This is a genomic window from Paenibacillus sp. VCA1, assembly GCF_031583795.1.
Lineage (GTDB): Bacteria > Bacillota > Bacilli > Paenibacillales > Paenibacillaceae > Paenibacillus_AQ > Paenibacillus_AQ albilobatus.
The window spans coordinates 148,370-170,359 of record NZ_JAVLSX010000012.1 but is presented as its reverse complement, the minus strand read 5'-3'; the positions used below and the strand labels follow the sequence as shown (position 1 = coordinate 170,359).

Here is a 21,990-nt window from a genome sequence, read left to right as displayed (position 1 = left end):
TTCGAAAATTAAAATGGGCTTTACATTTCCGATGTCCTAGTGTACTATCTAACTATAACACTAATACAAAGGAGATGTGAACGTGACGCAATCTCAAAACATACATGAAGAAACCGCCGTGCTTTCGTTAAGAGGCGTGTCCAAAAAAATCGGAGGCAAAAAAATCGTCGACCAGCTTTCATTCGACGTGCGCGAAGGAGAGATCGTCGGGCTGCTCGGGCCGAACGGCGCCGGAAAAACGACGACCATCCGGATGATTGCCGGACTGATCCAAATGACCGAGGGCGACGTGTTCGTCCGCGGCAGCAGCATCCGGCACGAATGGAAGAAGGCGATCCGCCATATCGGGGCGATTATCGAAAACCCGGAATTTTATCCTTACATGACGGGTTACGACAATCTGAAGCAATATCAGCGGATGAACGAATGGATCAGCAACGAACGGATCGACGAGGTTGTCCGGCTGGTGGGACTCGAACAGGCGATGAAAAAGAAAGTCAAGGCGTATTCGCTCGGCATGCGCCAGCGCCTCGGCATCGCGCAAGCGCTGCTGCACGAGCCGTCGGTCCTTATCCTGGATGAGCCGACCAACGGCCTCGACCCGGCAGGCATCCGCGAAATGCGCGATTACCTGAAAACGATCGCCCGCGAGGAAGGCATCTCGATCCTGGTCTCCAGCCATTTGCTGCTGGAAATGGAGCAGCTGTGCAGCCGCGTCGTCGTCATTCAGGACGGCAAGCTCGTGACGGTTCGCGCCATCGGAGAAAGCGGAGCATTCGCGGCGGAAGAGAAAAACTTCGTGCGCGTCATGTTCCGGGTCGGGCTTCTCGAGGAAGCGAAGCAAGTGCTGGGAAGCCAGAAGCATGCCGAAATATTGCAGGTAGCGGAGGAGCAAAACGAACTTCTGCTAGCGCTCCGCTACAAGGATATTCCGGATATCGTCACTGCCCTTGGCGCCGCCCGGGTGCCGATCTACCAAATCACGGAGCTGAAGCAGTCGCTGGAAGACGAATTTTTGAAATGGACGGGAGGAAACCGCATTGCTTAGTTTTAACCGGCTTGTCTTAAACGAATGGCTTAAAATGTCCAAAAAACGCAGCTTTTTTATCCCTTACGCGATCATTGCCGTCGCTCTCGTGGCGCTGGCCTGGGCCTTCAAACGCTGGGGAGGGGACATGATCGGCTCCGCATTCGAATATACGGCCATCATGTCGTCGACGAACGGCTTCGGCCAATTTACCGCCATGCTGGCCGTCATCTTTACCGCCGGGCTGGTTGCAAGCGAGCACAGCCTGGGAACGATCAAGTTCCTGATGATCCGCGGGCAAAGCCGCAGGAAAGTGCTCGCTTCGAAATATGCCGCCGCGTTGCTCTTTACGTTGTCGCTTTTCGTCTGGCTGATGGCAGTGGGAATCGCTGCCGGCGCCGCGTTTTTCGGAACGGCTGCCTCCGCCGGTTCATGGCAGGATCTGGCGGTTGCCGGCGGAAGCGCGTTCGTCTATAGCGTGGTTTACGTGACGCTGGGCTTTATGATGGGCGTGCTGACCCGTTCCACAGGCGCGGCGATGGGCGTCAGCATGGCCGCGGTCGTGCTCGGCAGCCTGACGATCCCGAAAAGTTTTTACAAGTACGTGCTGTTCCCGAACGCCGATCTGTCGGTGTACAGCAACGGAGGGCATCCGCCGATCGAAGGGATGACGCTTCCTTTTTCCATCGCGGTACTGGCGGTATATATGGTCTTGTTTCTTGGCGCCAGCTTTGTTACGTTTAAGAGACGTGATATAGCCTGATGCGGCAAAGGAGCTAAGCTGACGGCGAAAGGAGTCTGTCCACTTGAGCATCGAATTCGACAACAATTTGCCGATCTATCTTCAGATCATGAACCACATCAAAAGACAGATCGTATCCGGCCTGCTTCAGCCCGGCGATAAAATCCCGTCGGTAAGGGAGCTGGCGGCGGATATGCAAATCAACCCCAACACGATTCAGCGGACGTTCCAGGAACTCGAACGCGAGGAGGTCGTTGAGACGAAACGGGGTCTGGGAAGATATGTGACAAGCGAGGAATCCAAAATTATGGCGATCAAAAAGGAAATGGCCGGAGAACTGCTTCACCAATTTATCCATGGCATGCAGGAGCTGGGGTTCAAAAATCAGGACATCGTGACGATCGTCAAGGAGGCCGTGGCGGCCGCCGAAGACGGTACGGACCGGAAGGAGGGGCATCCGGATGGACGCACTTCTGAAGGTTGACGGCGTATCGAAAAAATACGGCGGAAAGCAGGTGCTGGACGGCGTCAGCTTCCACATCGGACAGGGCAGGTTGATCGGCCTGCTCGGCTCGAACGGCAGCGGCAAAAGCACATTGATGCAAATCATCGCAGGGCTCACCCCGGCCTCGTCCGGCGACATTTCTGTAATGGGCATACCGACCGGCAGAGAGACGAAAAACCTCATTTCCTACATGCCGGATCGCCCGATGACGGAAAGCTGGATGAAGGTGAGGGATGCCATCGCCTTTTACAACGATTTTTATGCGGATTTCGATATGGAAAAAGCCCGCGAGATGCTCGACTTCATGAAACTGGACGAAAAAAGCGGCGTCAGCATCCTCTCCAAGGGGATGAATGAACGGCTGCAGCTGACGCTGGCCCTCTCCCGGAACGTCAGTCTGTATTTGCTCGATGAGCCGATCGGCGGCGTCGATCCGGTGGCCCGCGGCAAAATTTTGGACGCGATCGTCCGCTTCTACCGCGAAGACAGCAGCCTGATCATTTCCACCCATCTGGTGCGCGACATGGAACGGATTTTTGACGAGGTGATGTTTTTGCAAAACGGCCATATTGTACTGCACGAAGAAGTGGAGCATATCCGCATGAAGCATGGAAAAAGCGTTGACGACATGTTCAAAGAGGTGTTCGGCGAATGATGAAGCTGCTGAAATACGACCTGAGGCGAAACGCGAATTTGCTGCTGGCCGTTTGCGCCGTGCTGATTTTATGCGAACTGGCGGTGATCCTGTCGCCCGCGATGCTGGAGGTCAAAATAGCCGTCATCATCGTCGCCAACCTCGCCGCCGCCGTCATTTTCATGATCAACAACCTGAGGGTGTTCGACTACAACATCAAATCGGTAAGCCGCAGGCTTCTGCCGGTAAATACCCTCTCTTACGTTTGGGCGTCCCTCGTCTACGGCATCCTGAATACGTTGGCTTTAATCGTGATCGGCGGCGGGGCGGGGCTGTATTTTTTCCGCCGTTACGATATGCTCATTTTGGGGAATGCTATCCAGCTGCCTGCATACGTGTGGCTTGGTTTGGCGCTGGAGGCCGTTTTTACGACCGTTTACGGGTTTTTGTTGTTTTACGTGGTGATTGCGCTGGCCCGCAGCATCACGAAAAAAGGAGCGTTTTGGGTCGGTCTGCTGCTGTTCCTGGTTTTGTCGGCCGCCGTTGACTGGCTGGAGAACCTGCTGTTCAGCGAGGATTCCACTCAGCCATTCAATCTGGTGACCTTTCATTACGAAAACTCTACCGGCGTTATTGCGAGTGATCCGTTGACGGCCGCTGAAGGCTGGAGATGGTTCGGATCGTTCGGCTTCGAGCTGCTGCTTAGCATCGCGTTTCTGTTCGTCATCAAGTGGTGCGTGGAAAAACGCATCGAAGCGAGATAAAATAAACCGGAGCCTGCGTGGTTTTTTCACGCGGGCTTTTTTTCGTGACAGGGTACCGGCTTAAGCTTGTTGGGGATGATTGTGCCGCTTGCCAACCGCGTTTCCGAGCGGGTACAATAAGATTGACATTCAGGCGGAATTCGCTTTCATCCAAGCGGGATGATGATATTCCGGACGAGCCGTTTTTTGAAAACGTTCGCGCAAAACGGGAAGGGGAGAAAACATGCCGGGCATGCAGGAAATGGGGAAAACGCTGCTGAACATCCGCAGCCATATGAACGGGTTGACCAAAACCGAGCAGAAGGTTGCGCAGTATATTTTGGAGAACGCCCAGGATTTGATCTACGATTCGGTGACGGAGCTGGCGGAGAAGGCGGATGTCGGCGAGACGACGGTGCTGCGTTTTTGCCGGAAGATGAAATTCCAAGGGTTCCAGGACTTCAAGCTGTCGCTCGCCCAGGATTTGGTCAAACCGACCGATCATATTCACGAAGAAATCGCCGAAGACGACGACCCGTTGACGCTGAGCCAGAAAATCATCGGCACGCATCTGCGCACGCTGGAGCAGACGAGGGAGCTTGTCGCCGAAGAGCAGCTGACCCTCGCCATCGACGCGCTGGCGGAAGCGGGGAACATTCACTTTTTCGGCGTGGGATCGTCGGGGCTGACGGCGGCGCAGGGGGCGCACAGCTTTGCGAGAATCGGGAAAAACAGTCTTGCAAGCAGCGATACCCATTTTCAGGCGATGCAGGCATCGCTCATGAACAAAGGCGACGTCGCCGTAGGTTTGTCCATTTCGGGCAGCACCAAGGACACGATCGATAACCTGAACATCGCCAAAAAAGCGGGGGCCCGCGTCATTGCCATCACCAGCAACGCCCGTTCGCCGATCACCAAAATCGCGGATATCGTGCTGATCGTCGTCGGCAGGGAAAATCCGCTGCAGGGCAGCTCGCTTGCGGCCAAAATATCGCAGCTTGCCGTCATCGACATTTTGAATGTCGCCGTATCGTTAAAAATGAAAGACGAAGCGATCAAATACCGGGAAATCACCGCCAAGGCGACCTCGGACAAGCTGTATTAATCGAATGTTTACGGCGAGGTTTTAACGCTCATCCGGAATTACCCGGGGCAGGCGGGAAGGCAGGCATAAAAAAACGGCTGTTCCACCGTAGCTCGAGTCTACTTGCGGAACAGCCGTTTTTGATTGATTTCGAATTTTGGCCACGCATATCATAACGCGCTTCACTCTACCCGGACTAAGGCGTATACTCGGATACCGCTTCCAGCAGCCGGCGGTAAGCCTGGTCAAAAGCGGAAGGGTCCGTGTTTACTTCCGTAAAGCTGTTCATGCAGACCGATAGGATGTCTTCGGCCAGTTCCGGGCGATGATCCCGAAGATCGCGCAGCAGCTCATAATCCTCCACGCCGGCGCGCATCGCTTCCAGCCTCATGCTGAGAAGCGGGCCGTCGGGACCGGGATACGCGATATGGGTGTCTCCGGCCGGTACCCGCCGATCGTGAACGTCCGGAGCAAGCAGCGGATTCGTCAGCTCGAACGGGTCTTGATTTTTAAAATAATAATTGAATCCCCAGTGCAAATATCCATCCAGCCCGTACTTGAAATTGCCCCAATGCAGGTAACGCGTCTTCAGGAGAGGGAAGTCGAGGAAACGGTTCAAATAATCGCCTCCCGGATTCCAGCACGTGTAGAACCATAACGTGTCCCCGCATTTCCGGTAACCTTCGTAGTCTTCCTGATGAAGTTCATATTCCTTGTTCGTCGGCACCCATATATCGACGGCTCCCGCAACGCCCGTATTGATCACGGCATCGATAAGCGGCACGCCAGGAAGCCATTTGCGCACGATGCCCGACAATATGCGGTAGTCCGCCGCCGAAGGCTCGATCGGCTCATCCGCGACGTGCTGAACCAATAACGAAAGCCAGCCTTTGCTTTCAAGCCACTCCCGCCATGCCTTCAAATATTGGGACAAAAAAACGTAGCCTTCCCTTGACGTCGCCTGAACGCTGGGATCCGCATTCAAGACGAAGGTCGGATCTTCCCAGTTCAGGCGATTCGCCACATGGCCGCCTTCAATATGGGTAAATCCAAGCTTGAGAAACAGGGTGATCAGACGTTCCGCTTTCGAAAAGTCAAAGGTATAACGTCCTTCCCCATGCGGCTTGACGTCGATAAACGAGCCGTTCACGAGGAAGTGGGTTTGCCGGCAGCGCCTCATCGCCAGTCCGTACTGCTCAAGCATCGACCAAAAGGCTTCGGACCATGGCTTCAGTCCGTACCGCTCGGCAATGTTGCGCGTAGAAAACCAGTTGGTCACATGAAGCCGCCCTTGTTCAGGAATAAGCGCCTTAAACACCTCGATTTGAACGGGGATAATACAGGTCTGATTGTCGGCTGCAAGGATGATGTCACCGCCGAAAATACCCGGGGCAGCTTGTGCCGGAATATGCCAGCATAAGTAGTAGGCTTCGGTGGAGCTGCCGGCGGAACATTGCCGCCCGACCGGAAGCAGCGCGTCATATACGCGGAACGGGGCTTGGCGCGTGACGTAAGGAGGGGCCGGCGTTCCAGCGGGTACGGTCGATACATCGACATCGGTATTTTCGTTCACTTGGACATCGATGAGCCGATAGATCCGCAATTCAGGTTCGCAGTGGGGACGTTCTTCAGGCCAACTCCGCCCGCGAAACGTCCAGGTCAGCTCTGCCTGGGGCGGAAGATCGTTGAAAAGGACTTGACACCCTGCATACGAGCCGCGGGCGCCCGCGATCCGAATCCGGAGCTCGCGTTCCGGCGGATCGGCAATGGTTTGATCGGGATATACCCATTCGTTTGCGCTAAAGACTTGGAATTTCAAGCAGAATCACCTCTTGCTTAAGGTCGTTCGAGCCGCCCGGACCGAACGTCATTCCTTTTGATTTTTCGCTTCCGTAATCTTGACTGCGGACTCTTCTTTCAGTTGGCGCAGGAACGATGCGATGTCCATATCCGATCGGGAAAACTTTAGCATGGATCCTCCAATGTCGACGTACTGGTCCCAGGAACTGATTTTTGCCGGAGGCAGAGCCGGCGGGACCTCGTAAAACGCCGCCACATTTTTCCCTTTGAACACCTCCACGTCTTCGCCGAAGTGGCTGATCACGTCTTTGTTATTGAACAGCGGCGGCGCATCCCCGATTTTGGCAAGCTCGGTTTGATGCTCAGGGGAGAGGTAGGCCATCAGCACTTTGAAAGCCGCATCCTTATGCTTGCTGTATTTGTTAATGACAAGGAGATTGCTTCCGGCCGGCGGAGCGGACTCTTCCCCGTCTCCCCATACGGGCAGCGGAGCCGCTTCCATGTTGGCTGCCACTTCGGGATCCCCGACGCCCCAACGTAAATATTCGATCCAGGATACGATCATCCCTACGTTTTTTTTCGGAAATTCATAATCCTTGCGGGCTTCCGGGTCTTCGTTCACGATGCCGGGAATGCTGTAAATTTTTTTCATCAGCTCCAGGTATCGCGTCACGGCCGGTTCTTTGTCGATGAGGACTTCGCCCGTATCCGGGTCCGTCAAGTTGACGGCAAGCTGGGACAACGGTACGGTGACTTCGCCTGAGGCGAGTCCGGGCCCCATTTCCAGCCCGCGGTATTGAACTCCGTCGCGTTCCGCGGTCATCTGCTTCGCAAGCTCGGCGACCTCATCCCAGGTTAAACGTTCCGCAGGATATTCGATGCCGAATTTATCGAACACGTCTTTGTTATACCAAATTCCGTACGGGCTGTATTGGATGGGAAACCCGAGAATCCTTCCTTTTCCCGTTCGATCCATCGAGCGGATGGAGGCCAGGAGCGAAGGATCCAGCGTATCCAGGTCAAACTGATGTTTTTGAATCAGGTCATCCAGCGGTTCGATCATATCAAGCTCGTATAAGGCGTCCAGTCCCCAGTTTGCAAAAATGATGTCCGGTACGATTTTTTGGGCGTTCAGCTCCTGAAGCGGGTCCATCTGGGCCTGGGAATCGACAAGCTCGATCGTGACGTTCGGAAGCAGCTTCTCAATACCGCGGTACCGCAGCTCGAAGTTATCGGCCCCCCATGGATACAAAATTTTGACGGTAACCGGTTCGTCGTTCGTTTTTTCATCCGGATCCGTTTGGCTTGGCGCCGATGCGGCATCGTTTTTCGGAGTCGTTTCTTGGGGAGTAGAAACGCTTCCCGAAGAACTTGGAGAAGAGCAGCCGGAGACGATGATCGTCAAGAGCAGAAAAACGGCGAGCAGCATGCGTTGACAGCGATTTCTTTGATTCATAAAGGCAACCCCTTTCTGAATTCAATTCGTACGGCCTTGGGTTCGGCGACAACTTCATTATAGGGAGGGAGATGTTAATTTAGTGTTAAATCGAACGGCGTAACATCGGTGGGCATTATAATGACAAATGGAACAATCGGCTTTGGAAACGCGGCGTTCCGGGAGATGGCTGTACAGGTTGCGGACCGGCTGTTATGGGGTATATGATGACCGTAAGCCGCTATAAAAAAGCTTCTGTCCAAATCCAACTTCGATAAGTTCCGCAAATAAGAGAACCCGAAAGCGAGGTGAACGCGATGCCGGAAATACCGGATCATCTGGATTACGGTTTGTCGATTTTGTTTATAGGCTTTAATCCGAGCCTGCAGTCCGGAGAAACCGGGCATCATTACGCCAATCCGCGCAACAACTTTTACCGGATCCTGTACCGGGCGGGGCTGACCCCCCGGCTGTATGAAGCTTCCGAAGACCAGGACCTGCTGAGGCTCGGGTACGGATTCACCAATATCGTCGCGCGTCCGACGCGGGGAATTGACGATATCGACCGCGGCGAATATGCGGAGGGGAGAAAAATCCTTCATACGAAGCTGCTGAAGTACCGCCCAAAGGTGGCCTGTTTTGTCGGCAAAGGCGTCTATACCCAGTTCAGCCAAAAAAGCAAAGCGGACTGGGGATTTCAGCCGGACCCGGTCATCCCGGAAATCCATGAATTTGTCGCCCCGTCGTCAAGCGGCCTGGTGCGGATGCCGATGGATGAGATCGTGGCGATTTATCGCCGGCTGGCGGAGCATATCGCGGAGCATGGGAGTTAAAACATATAAGGTACAAGCACTCAAGCTCTCATTTCGGTAGATGCAGAACCAGATACTGAAAAACACGGTCCATATAAGCAAAAAAAACTGCCCCTTACCTTAAGGGACAGTTTTTTTTGCTTTGATTGGATGATCAGTAACCCCAGATCATCGCAAAGAGCGTACCGAAAATCGTAACGACGCCGACGAAAACCGCATAGGCGATGTTGAGGTAAAGCGTCTTTTTCGAGTCTGTTTCACCGATGTGCATGAACAGGACCAGCTGCAGTGACGCCTGAATGAGAGCGCAGATGATCAGAATGACCATAGCGGCCGCGAACGTCAGATCCCAGTAAATCACGCCGAGTGCCACAAGCGAAAGGACCAGCGAGAAGATGTATCCCATCACGTGACGTATCGGGAACAATCGTGCCATATTACATCAATCCTTTCATGTAGACAAAGCTGAAAATGAAGATCCAGACGACGTCAAGGAAGTGCCAGTACAGCGAGAAGATAAACGATTTGTTCGCCGTCTCTGTCGTAAAGCCTTGGCGGCCCACTTGAATCAGGATGCCTGCGCCCCATAGAATACCCATGGTCACGTGCAGACCGTGCGTGCCAAGCAGGACGAACAAGCTGGACAGGAATGCGCTCGTTTGCAGCGTTGCGCCTTCATGCACGTAATTGACGAATTCCGTAATCTCGATGCCGAGGAAGCCAAGGCCCATCAGCAGCGTAACGATGAAGAAAATCATCATCGGTTTTTTCAGTCCAAGGCGCATGGCATGAATGCCAAGGCCGCAAGTAAAGCTGCTTGTGAGGAGCAGGAACGTTTCCCAGATGACCCCGCCGACCTCGAAAAGCTCTTTGCCGGTCGGGCCGCTGCCCGTGCGGTTCCAAAGCGTGAAGTACACGGCGAACAACGTAGAGAACAAGGCGATCTCTGCTCCAAGGAAGAGCCAGAATCCGAAGATTTTGTTGCTGTTCTCCTCGGTTCTGTACTCCAGCGGCAGTGTGTCATTTATTTTCATACGGTATCACCCCGCAGTTTCTGTTCGGTAGCGGCGATTTCCTTCGGTGAAATATGGTAGCCGTGATCGCGTTCGAAGGAACGAACCGCCAGCATGACAATCACGCCGATGCCCGCGATAATCGCAGGAATGAACCAGCTGAACACGAGGAAAAAGCCAAGGAAAAACATAATTACGCCGAGAATAAACGGTTGCCCGCTGTTGTTTGGCATATGAATCTCTTCGTAAGGTCCTTCTTCGTAAAGCGGAACGTTATGCTTTTTGGCATGCCAGAAAGCATCTTCGGACTTCACGTTAGGCAATTTTGCAAAGTTGTAAACCGGAACCGGACCAGGTGTGCTCCATTCGAGCGTGCGTCCATCCCAAGGGTCCCCGCCTTCGTTGCGTGGGCTGTGGCGGAAGCTGTAGAAGAAGTTGTAGCACAGCACCACAAAGCCGATTGCAAGGACCAAGGCGCCGATTGTCGCGATCATGTTCAGCGGACCGAAGCCGGTGCTTGCCGAATAGGTGTACATCCGGCGCGTCATGCCGTTAAGTCCGAGGAAGAACAGCGGCATAAAGGCAACGTTGAAGCCGACGATGATCAGCCAGAAGGCCGTTTTAGCCAGCCGTTCGTTCAAACGGAAGCCGAACATTTTAGGGAACCAGTAGTGCATGCCGGCCAGCACCCCGAATACCGTACCCGGAATGAGCACGTAGTGGAAGTGGGCAACCAGGAACATCGTATTGTGGTATTGATAGTCGGCGCTTGCCATCGCAAGCATGACGCCGGTTACGCCGCCGATCGTAAAGATCGGGATAAAGCCCATCGCGTACATCATCGGAGACGTAAACGAAATTTTGCCTTTGCGAAGCGTAAACAGCCAGTTGAATATTTTCACCCCGGTCGGAACTGCGATCGCCATCGTCGTGATGGAGAAGAAGCCGTTGACCATAGCGCCTTGGCCCATCGTATAGAAGTGGTGAGCCCAGACGAGGAAGGACAGAACCGAGATGGCGACCATACTGATAACCATCGATTTGTAGCCGTACAAATTCTTTTTGGAGAATGTCGAAATAACATCGCTGAATATGCCGAAAGCAGGCAAAATAACGATATATACTTCAGGGTGTCCCCACACCCAGAACAGGTTGGCCCAGAGCATATCCATACCGCCGTTGGCCATCGTAAAGAATTGGCTGCCAAAGATGCGGTCGAACATCATCAGGGCAAGCGCTACGGTGAGCACCGGGAAAGCAAACAAAATAATGACGTTCGTAATGAGCACCGACCAGGTGAACATCGGCATACGCATCAGTTTCATGCCCGGGGCGCGCATTTTCAGGATTGTCACGATGAAGTTGACCCCGGTCATCAGCGTACCGATACCGGATATTTGCAGCGCCAGCGAGTAGTAGTTGTTGCCTACCGTCGGACTGAATTCGTTGCTCGCGAGCGGGAAGTATGCGGACCAGCCGGCATCCGGCGATCCCCCGATGACAAACGAAATATTGAACAGCATCGCTCCCGCAAAGAACAACCAGAAGCTGACGGCGTTAAGTCTAGGGAAAGCGACGTCACGGGCGCCGATTTGCAGCGGAACGACGACGTTCATCATCCCGATGACAAACGGCATCGCCATGAACAGAATCATGATAACCCCGTGGGTCGTAAATATTTCATTGTAGTGCTGCGCATCCAAAAATTTGGAGTCCGGCGTCGCGAGCTGGGCCCGCATCAACAAAGCGTCGACGCCGCCGCGGAACAGCATGATTAGAGCCGACAAAATATACATAATGCCGATTTTTTTGTGGTCCACCGTGGTGAGCCACTCACGCCACAGATATCCCCATTTTTTGAAATAGGTCAATCCGATCACGATGGCGAGCGATACGAGCACGATGCTGATATCGGCCGCGTAGATCATCGGCTCGCCGGTAACAAAAAATTCGTCCCATTTCATGCAGTGTGTTCTCCTTTCTCCATGATGTTAATGTCCTTGTTCCATGGAAGAATGATCGTTCATGTCTTTCATGTCACCCATGTTCTTCATATGATCTGCGGAATCCGTGCCGGATTCTTTGCTGTCTTTCGAATTGTCCCCGCCATGCCCGTGTTCGGACATGTTCATGTCGGACATATCCATAGGCGCCGGCGAGAAGCTCAAATGCGTGGAACTGTAAGATTTGCGTCCGACGAAGTCGGTATGCAACACAGTGTTGAATTCCTGCTCGGTCAGCTTCGGTGCCGTTTGCTGCACTTCTTTGACCCATTTCATGTAGTCGGCAGGAGATTGGGCGAGCACCTCGAATTCCATTTGGGCGAAGCCTTTACCGGAGAAGTTCGAGTTTTTACCCATGTACGAACCTTCATGTTCGGCGACGAGATTCAGCTTGGTGATCATGTCGCTCATCGCGTATTTCTGGCCGCCGAGCTGCGGAACCCAGAAACTTGAAATCGGACCGTACGAGTAGAGACGGAACTCGACCGGACGGTTCGTCGGAATGTTGACGTAGTTCACCGTTTCGATGCCTTCCTCCGGATAGCTGAAATGCCATTTCCAGTTGGAGGAGGCGGCGTAGATGACAAGCGGCTTTTGATCCTCATAGCCGGCAGGCACCTTTTCTACGGCATAAGTCGTACGCACGGTAACGACAGACAAAATGGCTACGATAATGATCGGGATGGCGGTCCAGATGAATTCGAGCCATTTGCTTCCTTCCATATGAGGCGGTTCATAATCATCCGGCGTTTTGCTGGCCCGGTATTTGGTCAGCATGAAGATGTACAGGACGTACACGACGATTAGCACGAGCGCCATCATTAGAATGGAAAAGATAATTGTATTGGATTGTGTTTTCGCTACCGGCCCTTTCGGATCCAGAACCATCAGTTTCGAGTCGCATCCGCTGAGCAGCATGACGACGGAAATAAACATGAGTGAAAACAACCATCTTTTTTTCTTCACTGTAAACTCCTTTCTAGCATGCCTTCATCGCTGAGTGTTTGGATCATTCGCGAATCCTTATAGCCATAGCATATTAACTTGTGAAAAAGAAAACAAATACATTAGAATGCAAAAATGTAAATAAAATACAATTATTCTGTGACAAACTTCACATTGTTCATGAAAAAACGCCAAAAAAACCGATTAAGCTTTGAAAAAGGCTGAATTCGGTGATTTTCATTTTTGTTCAAAATTGATCGGGCGGGGAACAGTTGTGCCAGTTTCGTCACAATTGAAAGGGTTTTAGCCCTGAATACCCTCTTTTTAAACGCGGGCGGCAGCCGCCGAAACCGGCTAGTACCGCGGTGGAATGTGCTAGAATAGACACAAATTCGTTTTCCGTAACAAACATCACAACAGATCGAGAGGGATGGACATGGGGGAGAAACGGAGCTTTGGCAAAGGCATATTTTTTGACGTGGACGATACGCTTTACGACCATTTGCAGCCACTGCGCGAAGCGCTGCGCGACGTGCTGGGCACAGGGGAAGAATTTCCGTACGAGGAGGTTTATCACCGGTTCAGATATTACAGCGACATGCTTTCGGCCAGCCACGGCGCGGTGAATGCGCAGGGGGCGGAGCGGGATTTGCAAGACATGAGGGTAAAACGGGCCCAGCTTGCGCTGGCGGAATTCGGGGTTCATGTGACGAACCCGGAGGCAGCCCGGATTCAGCAGCAGTATCTGGAGCGCCAATTCCGAATCACTCCGTTTCCCGGGGTTATGAAGCTGATATCCGATCTGCAGGCGGCGGGACACGTGGTCGGATTGATCACGAACGGGCCGGAGCGCCACCAGATGGCCAAAATCAAGGCGCTGGCGATGGACGCGGCCATTCCTTCCGAACGCATCTTCATTTCAGGCGCGGTCGGGTACGACAAGCCGGATCCCCGTTTGTTTACCTTTGTCAATGAACGAACGGGGACAAAAGCCTCGCAAAGCTATTATGTCGGCGATTCCTGGCGCAATGACGTGGTGGGCGCGCTTGAGGCGGGATGGACCGCGGTCTGGTTCAACCACCGGCGGGTCGAACCCGAATCGGAACATCAGCCGCATTATACGGCAGGAAGCTACCGGGAGCTGGCCGAGTTCCTATTGTCATAAAGGAAGAAGCGGAATGGATATACGTAAAAAGCAGGCGCGTACCTTCAAAGGCAGCAGCGCCTGCTTTTTTGCACAATAACGAAGCCGCCGGAGTTATTCAATCCGGCGGCATATTTTGCCTGCGTTACGGCTCTACCGCCGTATCTTCCGGCGCCGCTTGCGCCGGGGCGTTTTTGCGTTTGTACATCAGCCTGGACACGACGATCCCGATCGCTCCGAGCCCGATGAACAGAATCGCCCTCACTGCGACGGACACGTCCGGCAGATCGGCGACGATCACTTTGATGAGCGTCAGGAACAGCAGGCCGATGCCGGCAAAACGGACCATTTGCCGCTGGAGCGCCAGCCCGCCGACGATGACGGCGATGGCGTATACCGCCCAAACGGCGGACAAGATCAAATGCCGGAGGTCTTTGGCCAGCCCGTCTGTCAGCACATTGGTCAGTTCGGTCAAAAAAATGATGGCCAGCAGCGCGTCGATCCACATGCATAGATCCGGCAAACGGCTGGAAAAAATACGCTCAGGCATGCGGCGCAGCACGTACGCGAGGATGGCAAAAGCGGCCAGCAAAACAAGCCAGGATAGGCTTTCCGCCGAAAAGACGCGGTCGATGACAAGGAAGAGCGTTCCCGCCGCGCCGTACGCAAACACGATGGCCGCCGTGATTTGCTGCATGACGGTGTTCAGCCTGAAACCAAGGATGATGCCCGCGGTTCCGATGACGACGGCCGCGGCCGGCGAGTAGCTCTCGTTCAGCAGATCAAGCGCCCACAGGAACCAGGCTGCCGTTGCGATGGAGACCAATACCGGGGAACGCTGTTCCTTCATGTATTTGCCCCATGCGGACAAAGTGTAGATCAGCGCCCATACGAGCAGCATCAGCGGGCGCCAGTGAACGGCGCCTTCGGACATCGGATACAGGGCGTAGATCCATAGCGCCATGATGCCGAATCCCGGGAAAAGCGACAGCGTTTCGTCAAGCTTGCGGCGTCCGGGCCCAAACAGGGCGTATGCGAGCAGCGCCGCGTGCTGAACGAAAACGGCCCCGATGAAAACATGGCGGCTTTCGCCGAAATCGCCGGCGGCATAGCCGATGAGCAGCGGCAGATGAAGCACCCCGACCGCCACGAAATAAGCCGCCCGGAAATCGAACTTCAGGGAAACGGCGATCATCGCCAGCGAAAACGCGGCCTCGTATCCCCCGAATACCCATGCATTCGGCTGGGCGGAATGCACGAGGAAGGGGATCAAATACCCGGCCACCGTCGCGATGATGATCAGCGCTTGGGAACGGCGCCGCAGCGCGGTAAATACGCATAACGCGATCGAAAGAACGTACAGCGCAAAGGCGATGCCCGAAGGAATCAATTCATACAGCTGGTGCGCCGCAAACACGGACAGGATCAGGATGCCGATGGACCCTCCCAAAAGCACCTGGCCGAGCGCCTCCCGTTTGCTGCGGATCTGCCGTTCGCCAAGCCAATACATGGCGGCGGAAACGGCGACGCCAAGCAGGCAGCGGACGGGTTCGGTCAAATATCCGGCTTTGACCGCCGCCGTAAATCCCCACAGCACGCCAAGCAGCAGCACCACGATGAACACGCGGGGCAGCCATACCCTGGCGATCAGATGCTCCCAGTCCTTCGGCGGCTTGGGCTCCCGGGGGATATTGGCATGCTGGGGCGGATAGGCATACGGGTTCATGCCCTGCGGGTAAGGCCGTTCCGCCGTCTGATATTGAGGCTGAACGGGCGGCATCTGGCCCTGATAACCTTGCCCCGGCGCCCCTGGTGGCGGGTATGCGGGCATTCCTTGGCCGTAGGATGGCGGATACCCCTGCCTTCCGTGCGGCGGGGGCGTCTGGCCGCCGTACATGCCTTGTCCCGGCGGTGCCTGAAATCCGGGCACACTCTGCGGGGGAGCCGGCCGGTGCGGCATCGGTCCGGCAGCGGGAGCCCCCGCCTGAGCGGGATGTCCGCCCGGATGAGGGGACTGCCCCGGCTGCTCCGGCGCCGGTTGTCCCTCCCCGCGCCTGGCTTGGCGCAGTTCATTCAGCTCAAGTTCCATCTGTCTCATTTTGGACTCCAGCTGATTCATTCTCTTTTCCAAATCCAATGGTTAACCACCCCTGATAAACAAAATTTAAACTTTCTGCGATAGGTTTATCATACCACAAAATTCCATTCAGAAGGCTTTTGCGAGCGTGATTAATCCCGTGATGGTGATGACGTTAAAGAGGGTCGAAAGCAGCACGGTTTGCGCGGCGAAATCGGGTTCGTTTTTGTATTCCTCGGCCAGGATGGACGTATTGACTCCGGTCGGCATGCCGGAAGCGATGAGCAGCGCCTGCGCGGGAATCCCTTTGAGTCCCAGCGCGAAGACAAGCGCGCACCCGATCGCCGGGCCGATGATCAGCTTCAGGAACATGCTGACGTAAACGTCCAGCCGGTAAAGCTTAAGCGGATATTTGACGATTTGCGCCCCGAGCGTCAAAAGGGCGATGGCAACCATCGACTGCTGGGCGTACGTCAGCGGCTGGGACACGAACAAAGGCAGCGGGGCTTTCAATATATGAAGCAGCAGCCCCAAAACGAGCGCATACGGAACCGGCATCTTCAAAAAACCGATGATCATGCTCCGGTAATTTCCTTTCAGTTTCGCCCCCTGAATCGCGATGACGCCGTACGTGAAAGTGAGGAGGCTTTGCAGGGACATGATCAGCGCCTGCATTGACGAGGCAAGCGGATCCCCCTTGAATACGAGCGCGTTGATCGGCATCCCGTAATTGCCGGAATTGTCGAGCATAATGCTGTTATTAAAAGCGGCCTTCATGCTGCTTTCGAACTTGAACAGGCGTCCCGTGACGGTCCCGATTACCCATAAAACGAGCACGTACAGTCCGTAAAACAAACAGACGGTGCCGAGCAGCTCCCCGGACATGTCGGAATGGTACATGCTCATGAAAACGGCGGCCGGCGTAATGAAATAAAAGTTGATTTTGGATAAGGTATATAAATCGAGCTGGAAAAGCCGCTGCATGAGCGACCCGAAGGCGATCAGAACGAACACCGGCAGCACGACTTCAAGCAATATCGTCGCAATCATTAGTTCAGCTTCCTTTGTCTTTTTCTTGATGATATAAAATGGCGGGCCCATTCATTATAGCATCACTCGGAAGCGGCGGGGTTAAGAAAAACGTCTACCGACGCACTTTTACAGAAGACAGACCGCGTTTCGCGGAGGTTATTTTTAACGTTATGGAGTTTATAAAATAGAGTATATAAATTTCGGCCTCCCCGCAAAGTACATGAACCCGCTTCGAGGCAAGGCCCCGCTTTGTAGGGTTATTTTACGATCATAGATTGTTCGGCTTGGCTGAAAACTTAAGCATTCCAATGATGATCAAAAAATCGAGGTTGCACAGGGAGGTTTTTTTATGGAAAGTTCTTCATTTTTTAGGAAATAAGGTCGATATATATAGCATACACGCAAAATCGGACTGCAATGGGCATTCAGACGCATGAAACATCAAGGGCTTTGGCACCAATCCAAGCCAAGAGACAGAGGGTCCAGGGAGAAGCAGTTCGAGCAGTAACCGTGGATTTTGTCGAATTCATTAGGAAGCCATTCATCGGCAACGTCATGGATTCATTTGGCTGTTTCGAAGCAGGGAAAGGGCATCCGGCGTCATATTTTTGCAAGATTCTGAACGGGGAGGTTATCGAGATGCTGCCTTTTTCGGTACAATCGCAAAAAAACATCCGCAGCGGACTTTTTCACGAGGATGCGTACGAGTTGTATGCCAAAGCCCGCAGCTGGAACGATTTATCCCTTAGTTACATCCATTTTGCGCGCCCCCTGCTGGAGGCAGGTTTTTGCAAAGCAGCGCTGGTTGTCGCGCACATGAGTGTCAAAGCGAAGCTGAAGCAGCTTTATATGCAATTGGAAGGAAAGTTTCCGCCGGAGGATCTTTATTTCGACGAACTCATCGGCCTGCTTCGGCAAACGGCCGGGATCGATTTGGAAACGGAGCTGTTCCTGAATACGCTGCAATATATTGCCGAATGCACGGACGCAGCCTTTTTTCTGCAGGACGGGGGCGACCATCTGCCAAAGATGCTTGAGAGGGTGGAACAAACGCTGGAACGTTTGGACGTATGTGCGGTTGGCGGCAGCGTGAAAGTCAGGCTCGAAAATTAGTCAAAAAGCCGGTTACGTCATCCGCAGATGATGGTCTCCGGCTTTTTTTTCGTTCAGCACTTGCTCCACCTTCGAAATATGCAATTCCATGCGGGCGGAGGCTTCCTTGGCATCCTGTCCGGCGATGGCTTCGTAGATCCGGATATGCTCCTGAAGCAGCCGTTCCGCGGAGGAGCGTTCGGCATAAAACCAAAGCGCGCGCATATCCTTCATGCTTTCATGCAGCTTGCTCGCCAGCGATTCCATCAATTCAAGCAGAAGCGGGTTGCGGGTTGCGGCCGCGATCTGCTGGTGGAATTTAACGTCGGCCTGTTCGATAAAATGCTCGTCTTCGGATTGTCTCATGTCTTCAAGCAGCTTCTCGAAAACGGCCAAATCCTCCGCCGTTCGCTGCTGGGCGGCAAGCGCGGCGCAGCCGGTCTCAAGCACCCGGCGCACTTCGAGGAGATGGCGCAGCGATGCGGCGCGGCCTTCCCACAAGTCGTCGTACCGCTGCATCGGGTGTACCGGGCCGGCTTCGGAAGGAGGCGCTTTGACGAACGTGCCCCCGCCTTGCTTAATGTTCAGCAGTCCCATCGCTTTCAGCGCGCTAAGCGCCTCCCGGATCGTCGATCTGCCTACATTGTACTGGGCGGCCAGGTCGACGACGGAGGCAAGACGGTCTCCGGGAGCAAGCCGTCCTTCATCCATCTGTTTTTTTAAATCGTTCATGACCCATTCGTACTGCTTCAAAGGTCTTTGCTGGTTCGTCAAGATCTCGACATCCTTCCTTGAATCTCTAATCCCGGCCGCTGAAACGGTTATGTACCGGTTAAGGTTCCACCTGTTCCGCGGCGTTTGCATCGGTAATGCTTTTTTTCAATATAGATTGGACATGCCGAAAAAAAATTTCGTTCTGGTCTATTTTCGATCCATATATTCTAGTGTATACTTGTTCACAAGAAAAGTCATCAGATGACCTGACTAATTTATAACGAATAACCCAAACCCAATGAATCCAAGGGGGGCTTTCCTTGCTGCAAGAAGAAGTCAAACGCGAACTTGCCTCGTTCCTCGGCAGCGAATACGTGAAGGACGATCCGCAATCGCTTGTCACCCATTCCTATGACGGCACGCCGATGCTCCAATCGCTGCCGGATGCCGTCGTTTACCCGTCCAGCACCGAAGAGGTGTCGCAAATCATGAAGGTGCTCAGCCGCCACAAAATCCCGGTCGTGGGCAGAGGTTCAGGCACGAATTTATGCGGGGGCACGGTGCCGGTACAGGGCGGTGTCGTGATGGTCATGCACCGAATGAACCGCATTTTGGAAATCGACCTCGAAAATTTGACGGCAACGGTGCAGCCCGGTTTGAACACGAAACAGTTCAGCACGCATGTCGAAAGTTTGGGCTTGTTCTACCCGCCCGATCCGAGCAGCATGTCCATTTCCACGATCGGCGGGAATATTGCCGAATGCTCCGGCGGCCTGCGCGGCCTGAAATACGGAACGACCAAAGATTACGTGATCGGCCTCGAGGCGGTGCTCGCAAACGGAGACGTGATCCGTACCGGCGGGAAGCTGATGAAGGACGTGGCGGGTTACGATTTGACGAAGCTGCTCGTCGGGTCGGAAGGCACGCTCGCCATTATTACGGAAGCGATTTTGAAGCTGATTCCGCCGCCAAAATACAAAAAGACGATGCTTGCCATGTACAAGGACCTTTACGGCGCGGCGCGCACAGTATCGAAGATCATCGAAAACCGCATCATTCCGGCGACGCTGGAAATTTTGGATAACGCCACGATTCGCGTTGTGGACGATTTTGCGAAGCTGGGGCTGCCGCTGGACATGGAAGCGATCCTGATCATCGAGCAGGACGGCGACGAAGAAGCGGTGGAGCGGGATATCGCCGTTATTACCGAGGTTTGCAAAAGCGAGCATGCCGATCAGGTAAGTATTGCTGCAAGCCAAGAGGAGGCGGAGAAGCTGCTGACCGCGCGCCGGAGCGCGTTTACCGCGCTGGCCAGGCTGCGTCCGACGACGATTTTGGAGGACGCAACCGTGCCGCGCTCGAAAATCGCCGACATGGTGGTGGAAATCAACCGGATCGCGAAAAAGCATAACGTGCAGATCAGCACGTTCGGCCATGCGGGCGACGGCAACCTGCATCCGACCGCGACGACCGATGCCCGCAACAAGGAAGAGATCGCCCGTGTCGAGGAAGCGTTCGAGGAAATTTTCGAAGCGGCCATCCGTTTGGGCGGAACGATTACGGGCGAGCACGGCGTCGGCATGGTGAAATCGCCGTACCTGGAATGGAAGGTGGGCCCGGCGGGGATGGACGTGATGAAAGCGATCAAAAATTCCTTCGATCCGCATAATCTGCTCAATCCGGGCAAAGTATTCGCGAAGGAAACGCGCAAAAGGGTGGTGATCCAGCGTGGCTAATGGGCAAACGCAGCATACGAATCCACTGACCGAGAAGCTCCGTTTGCGCCTCGACGAAGACCAGCTGACCAACTGCATGCGCTGCGGGTTCTGCTTGCCGGCCTGCCCGACGTTCGCCGAAACGGGGCTGGAAGCCGAATCCCCGCGGGGACGGATCGCCCTCATGAAAGCCGTGACGGACGGCCTGATGGTTCCGGATCAAGCCTTCGAAGAGCAGATGAACCACTGCCTCGGCTGCCGCGCCTGCGAGCCGGCCTGCCCGGCGGGAGTCAAATACGGCCAATTGATCGAGCAGGCGCGGGACGCGATCGAAGACCATAAACGCCACAAGCCGTGGGTGCAGGCAACGCGCCATGCTGCCTTCAAGACGGTATTCCCGCATCAGAAGCGGATGAAATGGGTCGGCCGCGGCCTGCAATTTTACCAAAAATCCGGGCTTCGCGCCGCAGCTCATGCCACAGGCGCGATGAAGCTGTTCCCGAAGCATTTGCGCGATATGGAGAAAATTTTGCCGGACGCGACCGGGCGCGGCGTCGTGGAGCAGATCGGCGAGCGCCATCCGGCGAAAGGCGAAAAAATCGCGACGGTCGCCTTGTTCCGGGGCTGTATCATGGATGTTTTGTTTACCGACACCAACATCCATACGGTGGATTTGCTCACGGCTGCGGGTTTTGAAGTCGTCATTCCGCGGGAGCAAAACTGCTGCGGCGCGCTGCATGCGCACAGCGGGGAAGCGGGGGGAGCCAGGGAGCTGGCCAGACGGAATATCCAGACGTTCAAGGCTGCCGGAGTGGATTATATCGTTTCCAATGCGGGCGGCTGCGGGGCGATTTTGACCGAATACGACCATCTGCTGCACGAAGACCCGCAGTGGCGCGACGACGCCGTATGGTTTGCGGAGAGGGTCGTCGACGTCAGCGATTTGCTCGTGCGCGTAGGCAGAAGCCTCGATTTCGGCGAGGAAGTGACGTCGGACAGCACGGAACAAGTCCGCATCACCTATCAGGATTCATGCCATCTGCGCAACGTCATGCGTTCATCGGACGCTCCGCGCAAATTGATGCGCCAAGTGAAGGGGGCGCAGTTCGTCGAGATGAAAAACGCCGACCGCTGCTGCGGATCGGCGGGGATCTACAACATCACGCAGCCGGAAATGGCCGGGCAAATTTTGGACCACAAGATGGAACATGCCGAAGCGACCGGGGCGGGCTACATGCTGACCAGCAATCCGGGCTGCCTGCTGCAGATGAAGCACGGCATCGAGGAACATGGGCTGAGCGGGCGGATGAAGGCGGTCCATATCGTGGACTTCCTGCATGAACGATTAAAACGTTAGCTTTCGACGGCTATGATGGCATAAAAATACAAACGGGATGTCCCTCAAGCGAATCGGCTTGAAGAACATCCCGTTTTGCTTATAGCTCCGTAATTGACGACGCCTTTTACGGTTAT

At 54.4% G+C, this 21,990-nt stretch carries 20 protein-coding genes; 11 read left to right on the top strand and 9 right to left on the bottom strand.

Translation table 11 applies throughout. The features are described 5' to 3' along the window. Nucleotides 1–82 precede the first annotated feature (82 nt). The 6 genes from RJP21_RS24735 (at nt 83) to RJP21_RS24710 (ending at nt 4,756) form a co-directional block, all read left to right on the top strand. Nucleotides 83–1,048 carry an ABC transporter ATP-binding protein gene (locus RJP21_RS24735; RefSeq protein ID WP_310861665.1) on the top strand — a complete coding sequence of 322 codons (966 nt, stop codon included), beginning with the start codon at nt 83–85 and terminating at the stop codon, nt 1,046–1,048. Further along, nucleotides 1,041–1,790 (top strand): ABC transporter permease, encoded by a 750-nt coding sequence (locus RJP21_RS24730; RefSeq protein WP_310861664.1) that lies wholly within the window; start codon nt 1,041–1,043, stop codon nt 1,788–1,790. Before RJP21_RS24735 ends, RJP21_RS24730 begins: the two co-directional genes overlap by 8 nt. Nucleotides 1,791–1,833: 43 nt before the next feature. After that, on the top strand, nt 1,834–2,253 hold the full coding sequence (locus RJP21_RS24725; RefSeq protein WP_160043727.1) for a GntR family transcriptional regulator: 420 nt from the start codon (nt 1,834–1,836) through the stop codon (nt 2,251–2,253). Then, the gene (locus RJP21_RS24720; protein WP_310861663.1) at nt 2,231–2,929 is read left to right on the top strand and encodes an ABC transporter ATP-binding protein; all 699 of its coding nucleotides are present in this window, start codon (nt 2,231–2,233) and stop codon (nt 2,927–2,929) included. Before RJP21_RS24725 ends, RJP21_RS24720 begins: the two co-directional genes overlap by 23 nt. Continuing rightward, a complete protein-coding gene (locus RJP21_RS24715; protein ID WP_310861662.1) occupies nt 2,926–3,672 on the top strand; it encodes a hypothetical protein in 747 nt (248 codons plus the stop codon). The genes RJP21_RS24720 and RJP21_RS24715 overlap by 4 nt, the downstream gene beginning before the upstream one ends. 223 nt (nt 3,673–3,895) lie before the next feature. Next, the gene (locus RJP21_RS24710; RefSeq protein WP_310861661.1) at nt 3,896–4,756 is read left to right on the top strand and encodes a MurR/RpiR family transcriptional regulator; all 861 of its coding nucleotides are present in this window, start codon (nt 3,896–3,898) and stop codon (nt 4,754–4,756) included. 175 nt (nt 4,757–4,931) lie between these two features. Here the strand turns inward: RJP21_RS24710 and RJP21_RS24705 are convergent, their stop codons facing one another. Both RJP21_RS24705 and RJP21_RS24700 read right to left on the bottom strand, forming a co-directional pair. Then, nucleotides 4,932–6,554, bottom strand: coding sequence for a DUF4091 domain-containing protein (locus RJP21_RS24705; protein ID WP_310861660.1), 1,623 nt, complete (start codon nt 6,552–6,554; stop codon nt 4,932–4,934). A gap of 48 nt (nt 6,555–6,602) precedes the next feature. Continuing rightward, complete coding sequence (locus tag RJP21_RS24700; RefSeq protein ID WP_310861659.1) at nt 6,603–7,991, bottom strand: ABC transporter substrate-binding protein; 1,389 nt, start codon at nt 7,989–7,991, stop codon at nt 6,603–6,605. A 296-nt stretch (nt 7,992–8,287) separates the two neighbouring features. On the opposite strand from RJP21_RS24700, the gene RJP21_RS24695 reads away from it, so the two are divergent. Continuing rightward, a complete protein-coding gene (locus RJP21_RS24695; protein WP_397386276.1) occupies nt 8,288–8,803 on the top strand; it encodes a mismatch-specific DNA-glycosylase in 516 nt (171 codons plus the stop codon). A 133-nt stretch (nt 8,804–8,936) separates the two neighbouring features. Here the strand turns inward: RJP21_RS24695 and qoxD are convergent, their stop codons facing one another. From qoxD to qoxA, 4 genes are read right to left on the bottom strand one after another with little or no spacing between them, the layout of a single operon-like run. Continuing rightward, nucleotides 8,937–9,218: a cytochrome aa3 quinol oxidase subunit IV gene (gene qoxD, locus RJP21_RS24690; protein ID WP_310861658.1), complete on the bottom strand. Its 282-nt coding sequence runs from the start codon at nt 9,216–9,218 to the stop codon at nt 8,937–8,939. A gap of 1 nt (nt 9,219) precedes the next feature. After that, the gene (gene qoxC / locus RJP21_RS24685) at nt 9,220–9,816 is read right to left on the bottom strand and encodes a cytochrome aa3 quinol oxidase subunit III (RefSeq protein ID WP_310861657.1); all 597 of its coding nucleotides are present in this window, start codon (nt 9,814–9,816) and stop codon (nt 9,220–9,222) included. After that, a complete protein-coding gene (qoxB, locus tag RJP21_RS24680; protein WP_310861656.1) occupies nt 9,813–11,759 on the bottom strand; it encodes a cytochrome aa3 quinol oxidase subunit I in 1,947 nt (648 codons plus the stop codon). The genes qoxC and qoxB overlap by 4 nt, the downstream gene beginning before the upstream one ends. 27 nt (nt 11,760–11,786) lie before the next feature. After that, complete coding sequence (gene qoxA, locus RJP21_RS24675) at nt 11,787–12,764, bottom strand: cytochrome aa3 quinol oxidase subunit II (protein ID WP_310861655.1); 978 nt, start codon at nt 12,762–12,764, stop codon at nt 11,787–11,789. A 415-nt stretch (nt 12,765–13,179) separates the two neighbouring features. On the opposite strand from qoxA, the gene RJP21_RS24670 reads away from it, so the two are divergent. After that, nucleotides 13,180–13,908 carry an HAD family hydrolase gene (locus tag RJP21_RS24670; protein ID WP_397386275.1) on the top strand — a complete coding sequence of 243 codons (729 nt, stop codon included), beginning with the start codon at nt 13,180–13,182 and terminating at the stop codon, nt 13,906–13,908. Nucleotides 13,909–14,032: 124 nt separating this feature from the next. Here the strand turns inward: RJP21_RS24670 and RJP21_RS24665 are convergent, their stop codons facing one another. Then, nucleotides 14,033–16,024 carry a DUF2339 domain-containing protein gene (locus RJP21_RS24665; protein WP_310861653.1) on the bottom strand — a complete coding sequence of 664 codons (1,992 nt, stop codon included), beginning with the start codon at nt 16,022–16,024 and terminating at the stop codon, nt 14,033–14,035. Between the two features lie 69 nt (nt 16,025–16,093). Further along, nucleotides 16,094–17,014: an AEC family transporter gene (locus tag RJP21_RS24660; RefSeq protein WP_160043739.1), complete on the bottom strand. Its 921-nt coding sequence runs from the start codon at nt 17,012–17,014 to the stop codon at nt 16,094–16,096. Between the two features lie 621 nt (nt 17,015–17,635). Between RJP21_RS24660 and RJP21_RS24655 the strand changes: the two genes are divergently transcribed. Continuing rightward, nucleotides 17,636–18,109 carry a hypothetical protein gene (locus RJP21_RS24655; protein WP_310861652.1) on the top strand — a complete coding sequence of 158 codons (474 nt, stop codon included), beginning with the start codon at nt 17,636–17,638 and terminating at the stop codon, nt 18,107–18,109. A 12-nt stretch (nt 18,110–18,121) separates the two neighbouring features. Here RJP21_RS24655 and RJP21_RS24650 read toward each other — a convergent pair whose 3' ends face one another. Further along, nucleotides 18,122–18,862 (bottom strand): FadR/GntR family transcriptional regulator, encoded by a 741-nt coding sequence (locus RJP21_RS24650; protein ID WP_310861651.1) that lies wholly within the window; start codon nt 18,860–18,862, stop codon nt 18,122–18,124. Between the two features lie 260 nt (nt 18,863–19,122). On the opposite strand from RJP21_RS24650, the gene RJP21_RS24645 reads away from it, so the two are divergent. Together RJP21_RS24645 and RJP21_RS24640 are read left to right on the top strand one after the other, a co-directional pair. Next, a complete protein-coding gene (locus tag RJP21_RS24645; protein WP_310861650.1) occupies nt 19,123–20,538 on the top strand; it encodes an FAD-binding oxidoreductase in 1,416 nt (471 codons plus the stop codon). Further along, on the top strand, nt 20,531–21,874 hold the full coding sequence (locus RJP21_RS24640) for a (Fe-S)-binding protein (RefSeq protein ID WP_310861649.1): 1,344 nt from the start codon (nt 20,531–20,533) through the stop codon (nt 21,872–21,874). The genes RJP21_RS24645 and RJP21_RS24640 overlap by 8 nt, the downstream gene beginning before the upstream one ends. Nucleotides 21,875–21,990 lie beyond the last annotated feature (116 nt).

Bases quoted from the DNA above. Each gene is read 5' to 3' on its own strand.
- RJP21_RS24720 (WP_310861663.1), top strand. From the start codon at position 2,231: ATGGACGCACTTCTGAAGGTTGACGGCGTATCGAAAAAATACGGCGGA.
- RJP21_RS24715 (WP_310861662.1), top strand. From the start codon at position 2,926: ATGATGAAGCTGCTGAAATACGACCTGAGGCGAAACGCGAATTTGCTG.
- RJP21_RS24710 (WP_310861661.1), top strand. From the start codon at position 3,896: ATGCCGGGCATGCAGGAAATGGGGAAAACGCTGCTGAACATCCGCAGC.
- RJP21_RS24700 (WP_310861659.1), bottom strand. From the start codon at position 7,991: ATGAATCAAAGAAATCGCTGTCAACGCATGCTGCTCGCCGTTTTTCTG.
- RJP21_RS24695 (WP_397386276.1), top strand. From the start codon at position 8,288: ATGCCGGAAATACCGGATCATCTGGATTACGGTTTGTCGATTTTGTTT.
- qoxD (WP_310861658.1), bottom strand. From the start codon at position 9,218: ATGGCACGATTGTTCCCGATACGTCACGTGATGGGATACATCTTCTCG.
- qoxC (WP_310861657.1), bottom strand. From the start codon at position 9,816: ATGAAAATAAATGACACACTGCCGCTGGAGTACAGAACCGAGGAGAAC.
- qoxB (WP_310861656.1), bottom strand. From the start codon at position 11,759: ATGAAATGGGACGAATTTTTTGTTACCGGCGAGCCGATGATCTACGCG.
- RJP21_RS24670 (WP_397386275.1), top strand. From the start codon at position 13,180: ATGGGGGAGAAACGGAGCTTTGGCAAAGGCATATTTTTTGACGTGGAC.
- RJP21_RS24660 (WP_160043739.1), bottom strand. From the start codon at position 17,014: ATGATTGCGACGATATTGCTTGAAGTCGTGCTGCCGGTGTTCGTTCTG.
- RJP21_RS24655 (WP_310861652.1), top strand. From the start codon at position 17,636: ATGCTGCCTTTTTCGGTACAATCGCAAAAAAACATCCGCAGCGGACTT.